Annotated in this window: 14 protein-coding genes; 2 read left to right on the forward strand and 12 right to left on the reverse strand. The window is 69.6% G+C overall.

The features are described from left to right. Positions 1 to 58: 58 nt before the first annotated feature. The 8 genes from ACXYX3_RS16440 to ACXYX3_RS16475 all read right to left on the reverse strand — a co-directional run bounded on the left by ACXYX3_RS16440 (position 59) and on the right by ACXYX3_RS16475 (position 10,695). Positions 59 to 1,855 carry a carbohydrate-binding domain-containing protein gene (locus ACXYX3_RS16440; protein WP_458608241.1) on the reverse strand — a complete coding sequence of 599 codons (1,797 nt, stop codon included), beginning with the start codon at positions 1,853 to 1,855 and terminating at the stop codon, positions 59 to 61. A 247-nt stretch (positions 1,856 to 2,102) separates the two neighbouring features. Continuing rightward, entirely contained in the window at positions 2,103 to 3,335 is a 1,233-nt protein-coding gene (locus ACXYX3_RS16445) for a glycosyltransferase (RefSeq protein WP_458608242.1), read from the reverse strand. After that, complete coding sequence (locus tag ACXYX3_RS16450) at positions 3,332 to 4,504, reverse strand: glycosyltransferase (protein WP_458608243.1); 1,173 nt, start codon at positions 4,502 to 4,504, stop codon at positions 3,332 to 3,334. Before ACXYX3_RS16450 ends, ACXYX3_RS16445 begins: the two co-directional genes overlap by 4 nt. Continuing rightward, on the reverse strand, positions 4,477 to 5,397 hold the full coding sequence (locus tag ACXYX3_RS16455) for a hypothetical protein (RefSeq protein ID WP_458608244.1): 921 nt from the start codon (positions 5,395 to 5,397) through the stop codon (positions 4,477 to 4,479). The genes ACXYX3_RS16450 and ACXYX3_RS16455 overlap by 28 nt, the downstream gene beginning before the upstream one ends. Before the next feature lie 9 nt (positions 5,398 to 5,406). Continuing rightward, positions 5,407 to 6,588: a glycosyltransferase family 4 protein gene (locus ACXYX3_RS16460; protein WP_458608245.1), complete on the reverse strand. Its 1,182-nt coding sequence runs from the start codon at positions 6,586 to 6,588 to the stop codon at positions 5,407 to 5,409. Further along, positions 6,585 to 8,579 (reverse strand): O-antigen ligase family protein, encoded by a 1,995-nt coding sequence (locus ACXYX3_RS16465; RefSeq protein ID WP_458608246.1) that lies wholly within the window; start codon positions 8,577 to 8,579, stop codon positions 6,585 to 6,587. The genes ACXYX3_RS16460 and ACXYX3_RS16465 overlap by 4 nt, the downstream gene beginning before the upstream one ends. Beyond that, the gene (locus ACXYX3_RS16470) at positions 8,576 to 9,226 is read right to left on the reverse strand and encodes a YveK family protein (RefSeq protein WP_458608247.1); all 651 of its coding nucleotides are present in this window, start codon (positions 9,224 to 9,226) and stop codon (positions 8,576 to 8,578) included. The genes ACXYX3_RS16465 and ACXYX3_RS16470 overlap by 4 nt, the downstream gene beginning before the upstream one ends. After that, positions 9,223 to 10,695 (reverse strand): lipopolysaccharide biosynthesis protein, encoded by a 1,473-nt coding sequence (locus tag ACXYX3_RS16475; protein WP_458608248.1) that lies wholly within the window; start codon positions 10,693 to 10,695, stop codon positions 9,223 to 9,225. Before ACXYX3_RS16475 ends, ACXYX3_RS16470 begins: the two co-directional genes overlap by 4 nt. 193 nt (positions 10,696 to 10,888) lie before the next feature. Here ACXYX3_RS16475 and ACXYX3_RS16480 point away from each other — a divergent pair, with 193 nt between their 5' ends. Then, the gene (locus ACXYX3_RS16480) at positions 10,889 to 12,154 is read left to right on the forward strand and encodes a glycosyltransferase (protein ID WP_458608249.1); all 1,266 of its coding nucleotides are present in this window, start codon (positions 10,889 to 10,891) and stop codon (positions 12,152 to 12,154) included. Here the strand turns inward: ACXYX3_RS16480 and ACXYX3_RS16485 are convergent. Genes ACXYX3_RS16485 through recO form a run of 4 tightly spaced genes read right to left on the reverse strand, consistent with a single transcriptional unit; the run spans position 12,151 to position 14,422 of the window. Continuing rightward, a complete protein-coding gene (locus ACXYX3_RS16485) occupies positions 12,151 to 12,372 on the reverse strand; it encodes a hypothetical protein (protein WP_458608250.1) in 222 nt (73 codons plus the stop codon). The two genes, ACXYX3_RS16480 and ACXYX3_RS16485, sit on opposite strands and share 4 nt — an antisense overlap. Beyond that, on the reverse strand, positions 12,347 to 12,757 hold the full coding sequence (locus tag ACXYX3_RS16490) for a hypothetical protein (protein ID WP_241206244.1): 411 nt from the start codon (positions 12,755 to 12,757) through the stop codon (positions 12,347 to 12,349). The genes ACXYX3_RS16485 and ACXYX3_RS16490 overlap by 26 nt, the downstream gene beginning before the upstream one ends. Next, a complete protein-coding gene (locus ACXYX3_RS16495; RefSeq protein ID WP_458608251.1) occupies positions 12,757 to 13,653 on the reverse strand; it encodes a decaprenyl diphosphate synthase in 897 nt (298 codons plus the stop codon). The genes ACXYX3_RS16490 and ACXYX3_RS16495 overlap by 1 nt, the downstream gene beginning before the upstream one ends. Beyond that, entirely contained in the window at positions 13,586 to 14,422 is an 837-nt protein-coding gene (recO, locus tag ACXYX3_RS16500) for a DNA repair protein RecO (protein ID WP_458608252.1), read from the reverse strand. Before recO ends, ACXYX3_RS16495 begins: the two co-directional genes overlap by 68 nt. Positions 14,423 to 14,485: 63 nt before the next feature. On the opposite strand from recO, the gene ACXYX3_RS16505 reads away from it, so the two are divergent. Further along, entirely contained in the window at positions 14,486 to 15,985 is a 1,500-nt protein-coding gene (locus ACXYX3_RS16505) for an amidase (RefSeq protein WP_458608253.1), read from the forward strand. Positions 15,986 to 15,991 lie beyond the last annotated feature (6 nt).

Consider the following 15,991-nt stretch of genomic DNA (forward strand, 5'->3'; position numbering starts at 1 on the left):
AACTTACAAGATCGGCTCCCCTTTCCGTAGGAAGTCCGAACGCGCGGTCACGCCGGTGTCATACCGCGACGGTGGTCGGCGCCAGTACCCGCAAGGAGCTCCACGGAATGTTGTCCATGCCGTAGTAATCCCAGGCGAATCCGGCGTCGACGTAGGCCGAGCCCGGCGAGCCGGCGGTGGCGTCGTCGAGGAGTTCGAACGCGAACGCCATGCGCGCCGCGCCCTGGTCGACGACGTAGGCGCCGTAGGTCTGCAGGGTCTTGGCGATCACCTTCTCGCCCGCGGTGATCCCCGGGATGGCGTCGACGTCGATGCTGGGATCGAGCTGGATGCGATATCCCTCGGGGATGGGCAGCGCCACACCGGCGATGTTCTGGCCGTCGGATTTGACTGCCGGAGAGACGAATGGGGATCCTGCGATATCGGTGGAGAACACGAGCGCGTGATTGATGCCGGTGTTGGCCGCGACGGCTGCGCTGAACTCCGCGCCGGTGACCACTCCGGCGTAGCGGGCGATGCCCGCCGCGGTGGCCGATCCGGAGGTGTCGACACCGTTGCCGGTGAGGCTCGTCATGCCGCCCCAGGATCCCGACCACGTGTTGGTGGTGCTGTTGTACTTCGCCTGCCAGATGCCGTAGGCCTTCCCGGTCGCCGGGTCGAGGATCGCGAGGTGCCCGTCGGACCCGGGAGGGATCTTCGTGCCTGTCGGGATCGGCACCGTGTTGGTGCCGAACGGATCGCTGCCCCAGGGCTGGGTGAACGAGACGTCGTAGCGGGGAGTGGTCGAGGTGACCTGCGACGCGGTGATGAGCTTGATCGCGTACTGGTAGAGGTTCGCGATCCGGGACTTCCCCGGGGCCGCCAGATAGCTCACCCACGTCGCGCTGTTGCTGTCGATGGTCGCGTTGGCGGGGATCGGTTTCCACAACCAGTCGGCGGCGCCGAAGAACGGCGCACCACTGGTGGACGGGGGCGTCGGGGTGGTGCCGGTGGCCGCGACCACGCGGACGCTGTCGACGCGCAGGTTGCGATCGCCGGACTTCTTACCACTCAGATCGTTGATGTAGGCGATGGTCAGTGTGTAGGTACCGGGCCCTGCGTCGAGCGGGACGGTGTAGTTCGTCCACGAGGTCGCGGATACGGCGACCGTGGTGATCTCGGTGCCGTTGACGGTCACCTTCATCGTCGGCGCGCCTTGATATTGATCGCCTTTGGCGCGGATCACCACGCTCGACGACTGGGGCAGCGTGACGGTCTTGGAGATCGATGAGTTCTTGTTCAGCACCACCGCCCGGCCGCCCGAGGCGGTGGAGTCGGAGTACACGGCTCCGTTCTTCGCCGACGACAAAGTCATGGCCTCGGCCTCGACGAGCACGTCCTGGCCCGACGTCGTCGCTGCGACGGTCGGCGACGTCTCCGCGGACCCACCGACCTTGGCCGGCCGCCGCGCAGATGTCGACGTCGAGGCCGCGAGCAGGACCGCGCCCGACAGCGGTGCGTCCGGTTCGGCCGGTGTCTTGTCGCGTGCCGCGGTCAGCAGGGTGCGCAGCGGACGGGTGAGGTCGATGTGGCGGCGATCGGGCCGCTCGGGCTGGTCGGACTCGGCAGACCGTGCCGATCGCCGCGCTGAGGACCCGGCGGCCGAGGTGTCTCGACGCGGGGTCCGCGCCGGACGCGCAGAGGCTCCTGCCGATGCCTGGGTTGCGCGCTGCAGTGAATGTGGCGAAGTCGAGTCGCCCTGGTCGGCGTGGGCGACAACCGGAACGCAAGCGATCGCGGCGCCGATACCGAGTGCCACAGCCAGTGCTCCGACTCGGCCGACGTGGGCGATGCGCCCTGCGGCAGGTGGTGGCATCTGACGTCGCTGGACAGTTCTAGCAAACTCGTGATCCCCGTCGGCATTTTTGCCGGCGCAGACCTGCGGCGACGACTCGTGAGGATGACCCGCTGACGGCCAGAGATTCGCTGACATTGCCACTCTCCCAACTGTTTTCAAGATCACCGGGCTGCCGCGAACGGCGCGTCAGCACGATGATCACATCTTCTACAGGGGACGATCAAGAGGCAATTTGACGCAGGCGAAACACGCTCAACTTGTTTGCTCAGCGCGGGGCGATCGCGACATTCTCGTCGAGCACCCCGGTCAGCGCGGCAACGGTCGACTGCAGGTCGAACTCGCCGGTCACCAGCGCGCGGCCCGCCTCGGTGAACGCGATCGCCCCCGGCCCACTCTCGATCATCGCCGTCAGCGTCGCGTTGAGGTCACCGACATCCCCGGGTGCGGCCAGCATGCCGGTGGCACCGTCGACGACGATCTCGGGGATGCCGGAGAGTGCGGTGGAGATGGTCGGCACCCCACTGGCCAGCGCCTCCATCAACGCGACGGGCAGCCCCTCCATCTGACCGTCGTCGGCCACGATGCTCGGCAGCACGAACAGGTCGGCGGCGGCCAACGCCGCCCTCACCTGGTCCTCGCTGCAACCACCCAGAAAGCGCACCCGCCTCTGCAGACCCAGGCTCTCCGCGAGGGCCTCGAGTTCAGCTCTCAACACGCCGTCGCCGATCAGATCCAGTGTCATCCGCTCGACAGCGCCGCCGCCCCGCGCCATCGCCTGCAGCAGCACAGCGTGACCCTTGTACTGCTGCAGTGAGGCGACTGTCAGCGCCCTCACCGGGCCGTCAGCGGGGATCCCGCGCGCCCGGAACGGATAGGCGGCCGTATCGATACCCGCATGGATCACGTGGATCGGGGTTTCCCCGGCGTTGTGCTGTTGCAGCAGGTCCCGGTTGAATCGCGAGATGGTGACCACGTAGCGCGCGTCGGCGATCTTGCGGTCCAGCATCGACGTGTCGACGTAGAGATCGTGGGCGTGCACGGTGAACCCGTACGTCGCGCCGACGAGCCGGTGACACACCCATGCGGCCAGCGCGGGATAGGTTGCGTAATGGGCGTGAACGTGAACTACGCGCCTCTGCGCGGCCAGGTCCCTCGCGTGCGCGCATGCGAGGAGAACCGTCGTCAGCGCACGCAGCAGCAGCGGGGGGCGAGCGGAATAGCCCACGATCACCGTTGCGACCACCGAGGCCACGCGCAGCGGACGGGTGGCCACCGCCCAGCCCAGACCGATCAGCGCGGCGCGGGTCGATGGTCGCACCAGCTGCTGCACCCAGCGTCGAGCGATGTCGTGCACCGCGCTGTCGGGTGCCGGGAACAGCGATCTGATCTGCAGCTCATAGCGATTCGTGCGGGCGATGGCATCGAGCTCGCGCACGATGAACGTCTCCGAGGTGACCGGGAAGCGCGACACCACGTAAGCGACGAGTGGGCGACTCACCGGCCCTCACCCATGGCCTGCAGATACGTCGCACGCAGCCGATCGACCCATGCGTCCGCCGAGAACTCGCGACGGGCCCGCTCGCCTGCGGCAGCGCCCGTACGACGGCGCAGCTCGGGATCGTCGAGCAACCGGCCGACAGCCGCGGCGAGCGCCTCCGGCGAGCCCGGCTCGAACAACACCCCGGTCTCCCCGTCGATCACGATGTCGGGGATACCGCCGACCCGGGTCGCCGCGACGGGTCGCTCGGTGGCTCCCGCCTCGATCAGTACGGTCGGGAGGTTCTCGTGCGTCGACGGCAACAGCACCACATCAGCCGCCCGGTAGATCTCCGGCATGTCCGTGCGTACGCCGGCGAACACGACCGCGTCCTCGAGCCCCAATTCGGCCACGAGCCGGCGCAACTCGGGTTCCTGCTCGCCGCCGCCCGCCAATGCCAGCACCGCCCGCGGATGCCGCTGCCGGACGGCGGGCCACGCCGCGATCGCCACCGGGATGGCCTTCAGTTCGCGGAACGCCGCGGGCAGAACCACCAGAGGGACGTCGCCGCGATTGCCTGTGAGCTCCGCCCGGATCCGGGGATCGGCCTGTCCCGGCGCGTAATTGGAGACATCGATGCCGTTGTGCATGACCTCCCAGTTGCCGGGCATCCGGCCGGGGCGGTACACCTCGGCGAAGGACCGGCGCGATGCCTCGGAGACGAAGAGCGCGCGGCGCGAGCGGGTCGCGGCCTCCACCGCCAGGCGCATCCGCCCGGCTTCGCGCCCCTCGACCGGGTAGGCCACGTGGTGGAAGGTGCACACCGCGGGCCGGCGGGCGATCGCCGCGGCGGGCACGGCCAGGGTCATCGCCATCTCGAGGTGCGCGTGCACGATGTCATAACCGCCCTGCCGGATCGTCCGCACCAGCCGGGGCAGCGCCACGGGATCGAGCAGACGGCGGATGCCCAACGATCGCGTCGTTATGCCGGCGTCGGCGAGAATCGCCATGGTCTTCTCGGAATTCCATTCCGCCGGTGACACACTCGCGACGTCCATGTGGAGGTCGGTGTTGCGAGAAGCCACGATCATCGGCGCCAGCAGGGTCTCGGCACCTCCCATCCGGAACGCGTCGATCAGGACGAGCGCCTTGATTCCCCGCCTCAGGACAGCACCCTCAGTCTGTTCCACGGAACCCCCTCCATCGCGTCGTAGTCCCAGCGGAACCCGGCGTCGGCGTATGTCGTCCCCACCGTGCCGGCCGACGCCTCGCGGTCCAGTTCGAAGCTGACGCTCAGCGGCGTGTCGGCGACATCCATCAGATAGCCACCGTAACGCTGCATCGCCTTCGCGACGGCCAATTCGCCGGGCCGCAACCCCAGCGCATCCACATTTACCGACGGATCGAGTTGCAGCCGTGCGCCTTCGGGGATGCAGTCCGGACGGGTGGAGGAGCCGTCGCTCTTGAGCGCCGGCGCCCGGAACGTCGGGCAGGCGTTGTCCGATTGCAGCGCCAGTGCGTGTGGGATCTCGCCGTCGGCGATCTCGGCCAGCCGGACCACCCCGCCCAGGCGTGACGCACCGGAACCGGTCGCAGCCCCGCCCCACCCGGACCCGTGCAGACTGTTCACCGCCCCGAACTCTGCCGACCACGCCTCGCCCTCGGTGCGGGCCCGCCAGAGCTCGAAGATCACGCCGCTGTTCTGCGAGATGCTGACCAGTACCCCATCGGAGCCCGAGTTGGGCTGTGCCCCATCGGGAATGGGAACCGGCCACCCAGCGAACGGACAGAGGCCGTAATCGGTGCGGGTGCAGGGCACGGTGTGGGTCGGGGTGTCGGCGCCTGCCTGGTAGATCGGAATGCCGAACTCGACGAGATTGGCGTGCAGCGCCGGTTCACGCTGCACTGCGGCGATCATCGCGGCGCTACCCGGGTCGGGTCGTGCCTGCGGGCCGACGGGTTGTCGCCACGGGCTGGTGTCGGCGAACGGCTGCGGAGGCCGGTCGCTCGAGGCGCACGACGGCACGCCGCCCACCGTGACGAGGATCAACGCGGTGACGAGCCGGTGAAAGGATCGAGCCATCGGGTACCGTCAGCGTCCGCCGGCCGCATCGGCCACCGCGTCGGCGACCCGGCCCGCGGCCACCGCCCATGCCTCGGCCACGCTGTCCGCACCCGCCTGGCCCAGTTGTGCTGCCAGCGCGGGATCCTCGAGCAGCTCGACCATCGCGGATGCGAGCGCCTCGGCGTCGTGCGGCGGGCACAACAGTCCGGTCACGCCGTGGGCGATGACATCGGGGAGATCGCCGATCTCGCTGGCGACGACGGGCCTGCCGAATGTGAACGCCAGATGCGCGACACCACTCTGGGTCGCCCGGATGTACGGAGTCACCACCACGCGGGCACTGTCGAACAACCCGGCCACGTCGTCGATCGGTACGTAACCGGGTCGGGCGTCGACGTTCCCGAGCGCCCGGGCTCGTGCGAGCACGGTCTCGACATCGATGTCGGCCCCGGCGGCTCCGGCGAGCACCAGCCGAGCGTCGGGACGTCGCAGGCGGACCAGGGCGAAGGCGTCGAGAAGCACTTCGATGCCCTTGTATTTCGACCAGACGCCGAAGAACAACGCAATCGGCTCGGTCTCGGCGACCGGACGCACGACGGCCGTCCCCCGCACGCCCGGTTCGTTGCCGTGGGGGATGACGAGCACGGGGCAGTGCGGCTGCCAGTACGACAGGGCGAGCTCACGAGTGCGTGGACCGAGCACGAACGCGACATCGATGCGCTGCCATGCGGCGCGGAACGCCCGGGTGAGCACGGTGCCCGATTTCGGCGTGCTGGTGTCCTTGGCGTCAGAGCGCGGCACCGGCTCGTGGGCGATCAACCCGAGCACGCTGCTGCGCAGCACAGCCGCCAGCATCACCACGAAGAGTGGTTCGAACGCGAATCGCCACTGCGACCACAGCACCGCGCGGGGTCGGGCGACGATCAGGCGCACGCTCAGCACGATCCAGGCGAAGATCAACTGCGCCGCGCGAAAAGCCCTGCGCGCGAGGAGGAACAGCCGTGAATGCACGCCGGTGTCACCCGGATGCCACGTCGGCAACACGGAGCGCACGACGAACGCCGGCTGCGTGGATCGCAGCTCCGGTCGCGGTCCGGTCCACAGCTCGACGCGCTCACCGCGCGCCGCCAGCGCGCTGCCCAGTTCGAACGCGAATTGGAACAGTCCGCCCGACGGGGACATCTCCACGAGCACAATCGGTTTGCTCACGCCCACGATGCCGCCTTCTCGATCGGTCGGTCAGAGGACACGGGACCCCGGCGCGACGACAGCCGAGCGGCGACCGCGAGTGCGGCGAGCAACCCGAGGCCGAGCGAGGCCGCGGTGGCAGGCAGGGAGCGCTCACGGGTTGGCGTGACGCGCATGCTGCCCACCGGCTGCAGCGCGTACTGCTGGTAGCCGATGGCATCCCGCAGTCGCGTCTCGGCTGCCGTCGCAGCGACCTGGATCTCGTCGCGCGCCTGATCGGTGGTGTCGGCGGTGGTGGTGAACGCGAGCACCCCGCGGACCGGGTCGGCCACGACGTCGACCGGTGAGGCCGGGTCGTCGACGACAGTGGCGATCGTGGGCAGCATCTCCGCGCGCGACCGGACGTCCAACGCATAGGAGTACCAGCCGTCGACCGGCCCGACCGGAACCAAGGTGATCGGCTGCATCGCGGTCACCGCAGTAGAGCTGGTGAACGACAACGAGACCCAGCATGTCGCGGCGCCCACCAATGCTGCGGCACCCCAGGTGGCGACACCGCGGGTGAAGCGGCGCACGGCGTCGGCGGCGACGGGCCAGGCGGGCGCGATGCCGCCGACGAGCGCCAGCACCACGCCGAAGCTGCGGAAGTAGGCCATGTGCAGGCCGATGCTCGCGACGGACCAGGCGACCAGCGCGGCACACACCGCGGCAGCCAGCACACGGTCGCGGCTGCGCGGATCGGCGACGATGCGCAACACCGCGATGCCGATGAACCCGGCCATGACCACCCCCCAGCCGAGCAGACCCGTCCAGCCCGACTCGGCCGCCAGCTCGGCATACAGGTTGTGCGGCGCGGCGGCCGGCTCGCGGACGGCGAGCGGGACCCGGCCGGCGAAGTTGATCACCTGCCCACTGAACGTGCCCGGCCCGAATCCGAACAGCGGCCGTTCGTCGAACATCATCCACGCTTCCTGCTGGGCGGCCAGGCGGCCCAGTACGGACGGGTCGATGGAGCTCTGCACCTCGGCCTTGGTCAGATCGTCGAGGGCGACGAGCAGCCGATCACCGACGCCGGGCACCGCGAACGCGACCGCGCCCAGGGGGATCAACACCAGTGCCCAGCGCCGCACCGACCGCTCGACAGCCACGAACCAGACGGCGATCGCGACACCGGCGGCGAGGAACGTGCCGCGCGACTGGGTCAGGTACACCCCGCCCAGCAGGAGCACCAGCGCCAGCACCCAGCCCGCGAACACCGCCCGGCGCTCGTGGCGCAGCGCGCGCGTCATCAGCGCGGCGGCCATCGGCAGCCCCATCACCAGATGCCTGCCCCAGAAGTTGGAATCCGGCAGCGGTCCGCCGTAGCGCAGCGTGGTGATGCCTTCGCCGGACGCCGTTGTCACCGTGGACAATCCACCGAAGTCGGCGGTGCCACCGGTGGCGACCTGGCTGATGATCGTCAGCGTGCACAGCGCGGCGAGCGTGACCACGATGGCGGCGGCCACGGGCCACGGCCGCGCCGTGAGCTGCACCAGCAGCAGCACGATCATCACGAAGACACAGTCCACGGTCTGCCGGTAGAGGGTGGCGGCCGATGCAGTGGGGTCGACCGAGCCGAGAAGTGCGATCCCCTGTGTCGCCAGATACGTGGCCAGAAGCGCCCCGCACACCAGCGTCCACCCGTTGATCCGACTGCGGCACAGAGGGTCTCGCAGCGCAAATCCCACCGAGAGCAGTCCGAGCAGCAGCGAGACCTGGAAGACGGGAAGCCCGCTACGGGGAGCGAGCAGACCGGAGAGATTGGTGAACTCGACGATCGCCATGATGCACAGCGCCACCACGGGCCGCCGCGCGGCGACGACCAGGGCCACCGCGCCGATCGGCGCCGCCGCCACGATGAGCGGGCTGCGCGAGCCGAGCAGGGTGGCTGCCCCGACGAGGGCGACACCTGCAGCCACCGCCAGCAGCGCGATCTCGCCGGGTTCGCGTCGTATCCGGACGCGCACGGTCATGAGCGGGCGGGCACGCTGTCGGTCGCATCGTCGAAGGCGGGACGGCCGGCTGCAGCGCCCTCGTGATGCCGCCCCGGCTGCTGCTCGCCCCGACGCCGCCGCTGCAGAAGCCAGCCGACGCCGGCGCCGAGCAGCGCGCCACCGAAGGCTCCCACCGCGGCCACCTGCGTGCGGCCCGCCGCGGGCTCGGGATAGGCGCTGTTCTGCTGCGGCCACAACACTTTGACGTCGAACGGGGTGGCCAACGACGCGGCCTCGGGGGTGGCCGCGGTCAGGACACTGCCCAGCGCGGTCTCGGCGGCTTGCGCGGAGGGACCCGTCACCGTCACGGTTAAGATGGTCGTGTCGGGCAGTGCGGCCGCGGTCATCGACAGCTCGCCACGCGGGACCTTCGCGGCGTCGGCCGCCGGCGACAGCCACCGCGGATCGTCGTACACCAGTGCCGCCGTGCGCGTCACCTGCCCCCGGGTCAGCACCTCCCAGAAGCTGGACGCCTCGGCGGTGGTCAATCCTGGGGCCGGCAACAGCGCGACGTTGGCGCTGGCCGAGTAGCGACTCGCACCCGGGACGGCGAGCACCGCGACCAGCGCCCCCAGAACCGCGCCGATCAACGCCAGCACCGCGACAACGAGTCGACGTTTCGTCATGGCCCCTCTTTCACCGTCGTGCCCGGTGCTCCGGCAGAGCGTGAAAGCCGTCGCTGGACTGTTCCGTACGCCGCCTTGACCAGCTGCGGTGCCGTGAATCGTAGTAGCAGAACGTATGACGTCACGCCCGCAACGACGAGAATCGCGAGTTGCAGCGGTGCGGCGAGAGACTCGGTGCCGCGCAGCAGACCCCACAGCAGCACCGCCATCGGCGCCGCGGCCGCCGCCGGGCGCACCAGCGCATCACCGATCGCCCGCCACCGCACACCGGTCAGCGCGCACAGCACCGACATGCGCACCACGAAATGCACGACCTCGACGGCGAGCAACGCGACGGCGACCATCGTCGCGTCGTGACCGGCCGCCCACCAGATCGGTCCGACCAGCACGGCGAGCTTGCCCGCGCTCATCATGGTCAGCAGACCCGGCCGGCCGATCGCCTTGAACACATCTCCGGCATGGAAAGAGGCCGAGTACACCACGGTGTAGACCGCGAGCACCGACAGGATCGCCACCGAGTCCGCATAGTCGGGTCCGTAGAGGGTGGCGACCAGCGGCCGCGCACTCACCGCGAGCCCGACACCGATCGGGAGCGTGAGCGCGAAGACCGCGGTCAACGCCTGCAGGTAGTGCCGGGTCAGCGTGTCACGGTCGTGCTGCAATCCCGACAACGCGCTGAACAGCACCTCGCTGACCACCACGCACAGGCTCAGCACGAGCAGTTCCGGGATGCGGTAGGCCAGCGTGTACAGCCCGAGTGCCGTGGGGCCCAACCGTTCGCCGATGGCGAGATAGTCGACGTTGTAGATGGCGTAGGCGAGCAGCGTGACCGCGGTGACGGGCAAGCCGAACCGGACCAGCTCCCGCGCGACGGCGGAGTCCCAGGAGAATCCGACGCCGCTGCGGGCGACCCGCCAGTAGAGCAGGGTCATGACGACCGCCGCGGCGAGCTGACCGTAGGCGAGGCTCCACACGCCGAGCCCGGCCACCGCGAGCCCGATGGTCAGGCAGGTCTTGATCGCCGCGCCGGCGAACTCCGGCATCAGCCGGGCGGAGAAGTTCATCGAGCGCCGGAGCCATGCGGCCGGGATGGTGCTCAGCGCCGAGATGGCGAGGCCGATGGCGAGCACCCGGATGAGCCCGGTGAGCTCCGGTTGGCCGAGCGCGTCAGCGGCAGGCCCGGCGGTGACCGCCAGCAACCCGCTGGCGACCACGCCGAACACCACCGACAGCGTCAGTCCGGTGGGCGCCAGCACCGCCCAGTCGCGCCGGTTCTGCACCAGAGCCGAAGCGACCCCGAGGTCTTTGACGTAGTCGAAGAGATTCACGACCAGGATCGCCAGCGCGAAGACACCGAACTCGGTCGGGCCCAGGATGCGAGCCACGACGATCGTCATCAGCAGAGTGGAGCTCTTGCTGAGCGCGAAGATCAGATAGTTCCAGAGGGTCTGCCGGCCGGTTGCAGGCATGGCGTTCGACGTGTGGCCATCGGGCTGCTCACCCGTCGATTCGGTAGCCGTGGCAAACCCCCTGATCACGCCGCCGTACCCGTCACCTGATCCGCGCGGTGTTTGCGGTGCGCCGATCATCCAGCAGGAGAGATTACCGGCTTCGTGCCCCCCAACGGCCACTCCGGACAACATTCCGTGTGAAGATGCTCCCGTGTCGGTCGCGCTGATCAGTGCTGTGGACCCCTACCCAACAGACGCCGGCAAGAAGGTCGTGCTGGCCGGGTTCTGCGATTACTTCGCCGAACGCCACGGCGCAGAACAGGTTCACTACATCAAAGTGGGCGCCCCGCCCGGGGACGGCTTCGCTGTCACCGTGCATTCGGTGCCCGGGCCGGGCGGACGTGACGTGCTGCGTGCGGTCGGTAGCCGCACGGCCCTCGGCCGCGCCAGCCTGCAGGAGTCCTTCCTTTACTCCGCGAAGACCGCGGCGGCCATCCGCACACTGCTGGCCGATCTGCAACCGGCACTGCAGGTGTTCGACACCGTGCGCATGGCCCAGTACGCCTCCGATGACGTCGCCGCGCGCCAGATCTGTTACCTCGACGACCTGTTCTCCGAGCGCTACGACCGGATGTTGTCCGCCGCTCAGCGCTATCCCGACGTCGAGATCAGCCCGCTGGGCAACTTCGCCGAACACGTGCCGGCCCGGTTGCGACCCCTGGCGACGCGGCGCGCCAGTCAGACCGCGCTGTTGCGTCTGGAACGCAGCCTGGTGCGCCGCAGCGAGGACAGGACCGCCCGCCGATTCCGGCGGTGTTTGCTGGTCAACGCCGACGAAGCTCGGTCGTTGCAGCAGCGCACCGGCGTCGCCGCGAGCCGTATCAGGTCCGTACCGCCGCTGGTACGCACCGCCTCGGTGACGACGAGGACCTACGCGGGCGCGCCTGCGTTCGTGTTCCTCGGCCTGTTGTCGCTTCCCCACAACGAAGACGGCGTGTATTCGTTCCTGACCACGGTCTGGCCGCTCGTGCTGGCCCGCTTCCCCGACGCTCGTCTGAGGGTGATCGGCCGGGATGTGTCCGAGCGATTGCTGACCCTGGCTCGGCGCTACCCGGACAGCGTCAGCGTCGACGGTTACGTGCCCGATCTCGGCGATGCCCTCGACAGCGCTACAGCGCTGGTCAACCCGCTTCGGTTCGGGTCGGGGATCAAACTCAAGGTCTTCGAAGCGCTCAGCCGCGCGCTACCGGTCGTCTCCACCACGATCGGCGCCGAAGGGATCGCCAGTGGCCCGGGTACGGGAATCGTCGTCGCCGACGAGCCACGAGCGATGGCCGACGCCCTGTGCGCACTGGTGCCGGTCGACGAGAACCGGCGGTGCTCCCGCGAGGCGCGGGAGCACTTCGCGACGACGTACTCGCGCGAGGCCGTGTTCCGCGCTTACGACGAGGTGTTCTATCCGGCGGCCGGCAGCTAATCCCTCCTGCGCCAACCGAGGACCGCGACGCCGATCCCGACGATCGCGATGATCGGGCCGAGCACCGACCACGTGGTGGTGTTGCTCATCGGGCTGCCACCGACCACGCCGACACCCTGCAGGGTGAACAGCGCCCCGAACAGCGCGACCACGATGCCGACGAAAATCAGGACGATGCGCACACAGGCGACACTAGGCCACGAGCGCGCGCCGGACATCGGCGCCGGTGGCCAACACCATCAGGATCAGCGTGCGCAGCGCGTCGTCGGTCAACCCGGCCGCCGGGAAGTTGTAGCGCAGGAGCACGTCCCCGGTTTTGCGTGCGCCTCCGCCGCCTTTGGCGCCGATCTTCTCGACCAGCGACACGGTCCCGAGCAGCGTGTCCTGGGCGTGCTTGGCCACCTCGGCACGCACCGCGGCGGTCAGCGGCAGGTCCCAGGCCAGCACCTGCGTCAACGACACCAGCTCGAGATCCTCGGCGATCGTCACCACCCGAAGCGACGCGAACGTCTGCTCGTGCGGCACCGTGATCGCCCCGTCGTCCTCGTGCTGCACCGCCACGACCTCGGCCAACACCAGCGGGAGCCGCTCGCCGAGTTCCATCAGGCCCGTCCGAAGCGGCGGTTGCGCGAGACGTACTCCTCACACGCCGCCCACAGATCGCGGCGGTCGTAGTCGGGCCACAGCTTGTCCTGGAACACGTATTCGGCGTAGGCGGCCTGCCACAGCAGGAAGTTGCTGGCCCGCTGCTCCCCCGAGGTCCGGATGAACAGGTCGACGTCGGGGATGTCGGCTCGGTGCAGATGCTTGGCGAAGCCGGCCTCGGTGATGCGGCTCGGGGTGATCTTGCCGTCGACGGCCTCCTGGGCTAGTTGCCGGGCGGCTTCGACGATCTCGGTGCGCCCGCCGTAGTTGACGCAGTAGTTGATCGTGATGACGTCGTTGTCGACGGTCATCTCCTCGGCGATGTCGAACTCCTTGATGACGCTGCGCCACATCCGGGGCCGCGAACCGACCCAGCGCATCCGCACACCCATGTCGTTGAGGTTCTCCCGGCGCCGCCGCACCACCTCGCGGTTGAAACCCATCAGGAACCGCACCTCTTCGGTGCTGCGCTTCCAGTTCTCGGTGGAGAACGCGTAGACCGTCAGGTGTTTGATGCCCAGCTCGATCGCCCCGCAGGTGATGTCGATGAGCACCGCCTCGCCCATCTTGTGCCCCTCGGTGCGTCCCAGCCCACGCTGGGTGGCCCACCGGCCGTTTCCGTCCATCACGACCGCGACGTGCTGGGGTACCTGGTCGGCCGGGATCTGCGGGGCGGCTTCCTTGGACGTGTGCTGCGGAGGCCGGGCGAACATCCCGTTGGTGCGAGGCGGCAACTCCGGGAAGACCACCGGCCAGGTGGACTTGTCCGGGAACGTCGGATAGTCCTCAGGCGCCGGGGGCAGCTGTGGGTAGCTGTTCTTGCCCTTCCGCCTCCCGGTCCGTTCCGTTGCCATGCGCCACATCCTGCCTGATGGTCTGCCCGGTCTTCCGCTCCACCCGCTCCACGAGGGGCAACGTCCGCAACTGGCGCTCCAGATGCCACTGCAGGTGCGCGGCCACCAATCCGCTGGCCTGGCTGCGGTGCGCCGCGACGGAGGTCTGCGCGTGCTCCCAGTCGCCCTCGTAGAGCGCGGCCATCAGATCCAGCACACCCTGGGGCGGGGTGACCGAGCCCGACGGCCGGCAGTGCACGCACACGCTGCCGCCGGCGGCGACGTGGAAGGCCCGGTGCGGGCCCGGCGTGGCGCACCGGGCGCATTCGGTCAGCGCGGGCGCCCACCCGGCGACCCCCATCGCGCGCAGGAGATAGGCGTCGAGCACGAGTTCCCGTGGTCGGGCACCGTCGGCCACCGCGCGCAGCGCGGCGACGGTGAGCCGGTGCAGAGCGGGCACCGGCGCGTGCTCCTCCCCGGCGATCCGCTCCGCGGTCTCGAGCATCGCGCAGGCGCATGTGTAGCGGCCGTAGTCGCTGACGATGTCGGAGGCGAACGCGTCGATCGCCTGGACCTGGGTGACGATGTCGAGGTTGCGGCCGGGGTAGAGCTGAACGTCGATGTGCGCGAACGGTTCCAGCCGCGCCCCGAACTTGCTGCGGGTGCGCCGCACCCCTTTGGCCACCGCGCGGACCAACCCGTGATCGCGGGTGAGCAGGGTGACGATGCGATCGGCTTCCCCGAGCTTGTGCTGACGGAGCACCACCGCTCGGTCCCGATACAGACGCATCCGTCCAGTCTTCCATTGATCGGGATGGATATCGGGTTCGCAGCGCCGATACTCTTGTCGGTGATGGTCGTCTCTCCCGCCTCCGGTACTCGGTTCCCCACTCTCGGCAACCAGCTCTTCGCCCTTGCCAGCGGCAGCGTGACCTCGGTCGAGCTGGTACGACGCTCCCTCGATGCGATCGAGGCGAGCCAACCGACGCTGAACGCCTTCCGGCTGGTGCTGCGCGAGTCCGCGCTCGCCGAGGCCGCCGCCGCTGACCGCAAACGCGCTGCGGGACAAGATCATTCGACCCTCCCCCTGCTCGGCATCCCGATCGCGGTCAAGGACGACGTGGACGTCGCGGGCGTGCCGACCCGATTCGGCGCCGACGGCGACGTGCCCGAGGCCACCGCCGACGCGGAGGTGGTCCGCCGGTTGCGGGCGGCCGGCGCGGTGATCGTCGGCAAGACGAACACCTGCGAACTGGGTCAGTGGCCGTTCACCAGCGGCCCGGCGTTCGGGCACACGCGCAATCCGTGGTCGCGCGAGCACACGCCGGGCGGTTCCTCCGGCGGCAGCGCGGCGGCCGTCGCGGCCGGGCTGGTCGCCGCCGCGATCGGCTCGGACGGGGCGGGCAGTGTGCGCATCCCCGCGGCCTGGACCCACCTGGTCGGCATCAAACCCCAGCGCGGACGGATCTCCACGTCACCGCTGGCCGAGGCGTTCAACGGCATCACCGTCAACGGCGTGCTGGCCCGCACGGTCGGCGACGCCGCGCTGGTGCTGGACGCGGCGTCGGGCAACGCCCCCGGCGACCTGCACACCCCGCCGCCGGTGACGGTGTCCGACCACGTGTCGCGGGCCCCCGGACCGCTGCGCGTCGCGCTGTCGACCAAGTTCCCGTACTCGGTTTTCCGGGCCACCCTGCACCCCGAGATCCGCGCGGCGATGGAGTCGGTCGCGCACCAACTCGAAGACCTCGGCCACACGATCATCGCCGCAGACCCCGATTACCACCTGCGCATGTCATGGAACTTCCTGGCGCGCTCCACCGCGGGCATTCCGCAGTGGATGGATCGGCTGGGGCCGGGCCCGCGCTGGGATCCGCGCACGCGCGCCAACGCGCTGACCGGCCGGGTGCTCAGCGAGCACATCCTGCGCAAGGCCCGAGCCCACGAGGCGGTCACCCGGCAGCGGGTCGGCTGGATCTTCAACCTCGCCGACGTGGTGCTCGCCCCGACCACCGCGCTTCCACCGCCGCGGGTCGACGCGTTCGACGGCCTGAGCGGGCTGGCCACCGACCGGGCGATGATCCGTGCCTGTCCCGCCACCTGGCCGTGGAACCTGTTGGGCTGGCCGTCGATCAACGTGCCTGCGGGGTTCACCTCAGACGGGCTGCCGATCGGCGTGCAGCTGATGGGTCCGGCGAACAGCGAACCGTTGCTGGTGTCACTGGCCGCCGCGCTGGAGGCGATCAACGGGTGGGCCACGGCTCAACCCGACAACTGGTGGGACACCCGGCTGGCGGCCGAGCCGTCGACGAATCTTCCCGCACCGGCTTCGGTGACCGTCGGGGTCGCGTAATCTCAC

The organism is Mycobacterium sp. Panama NTM2 (genome assembly GCF_054355555.1).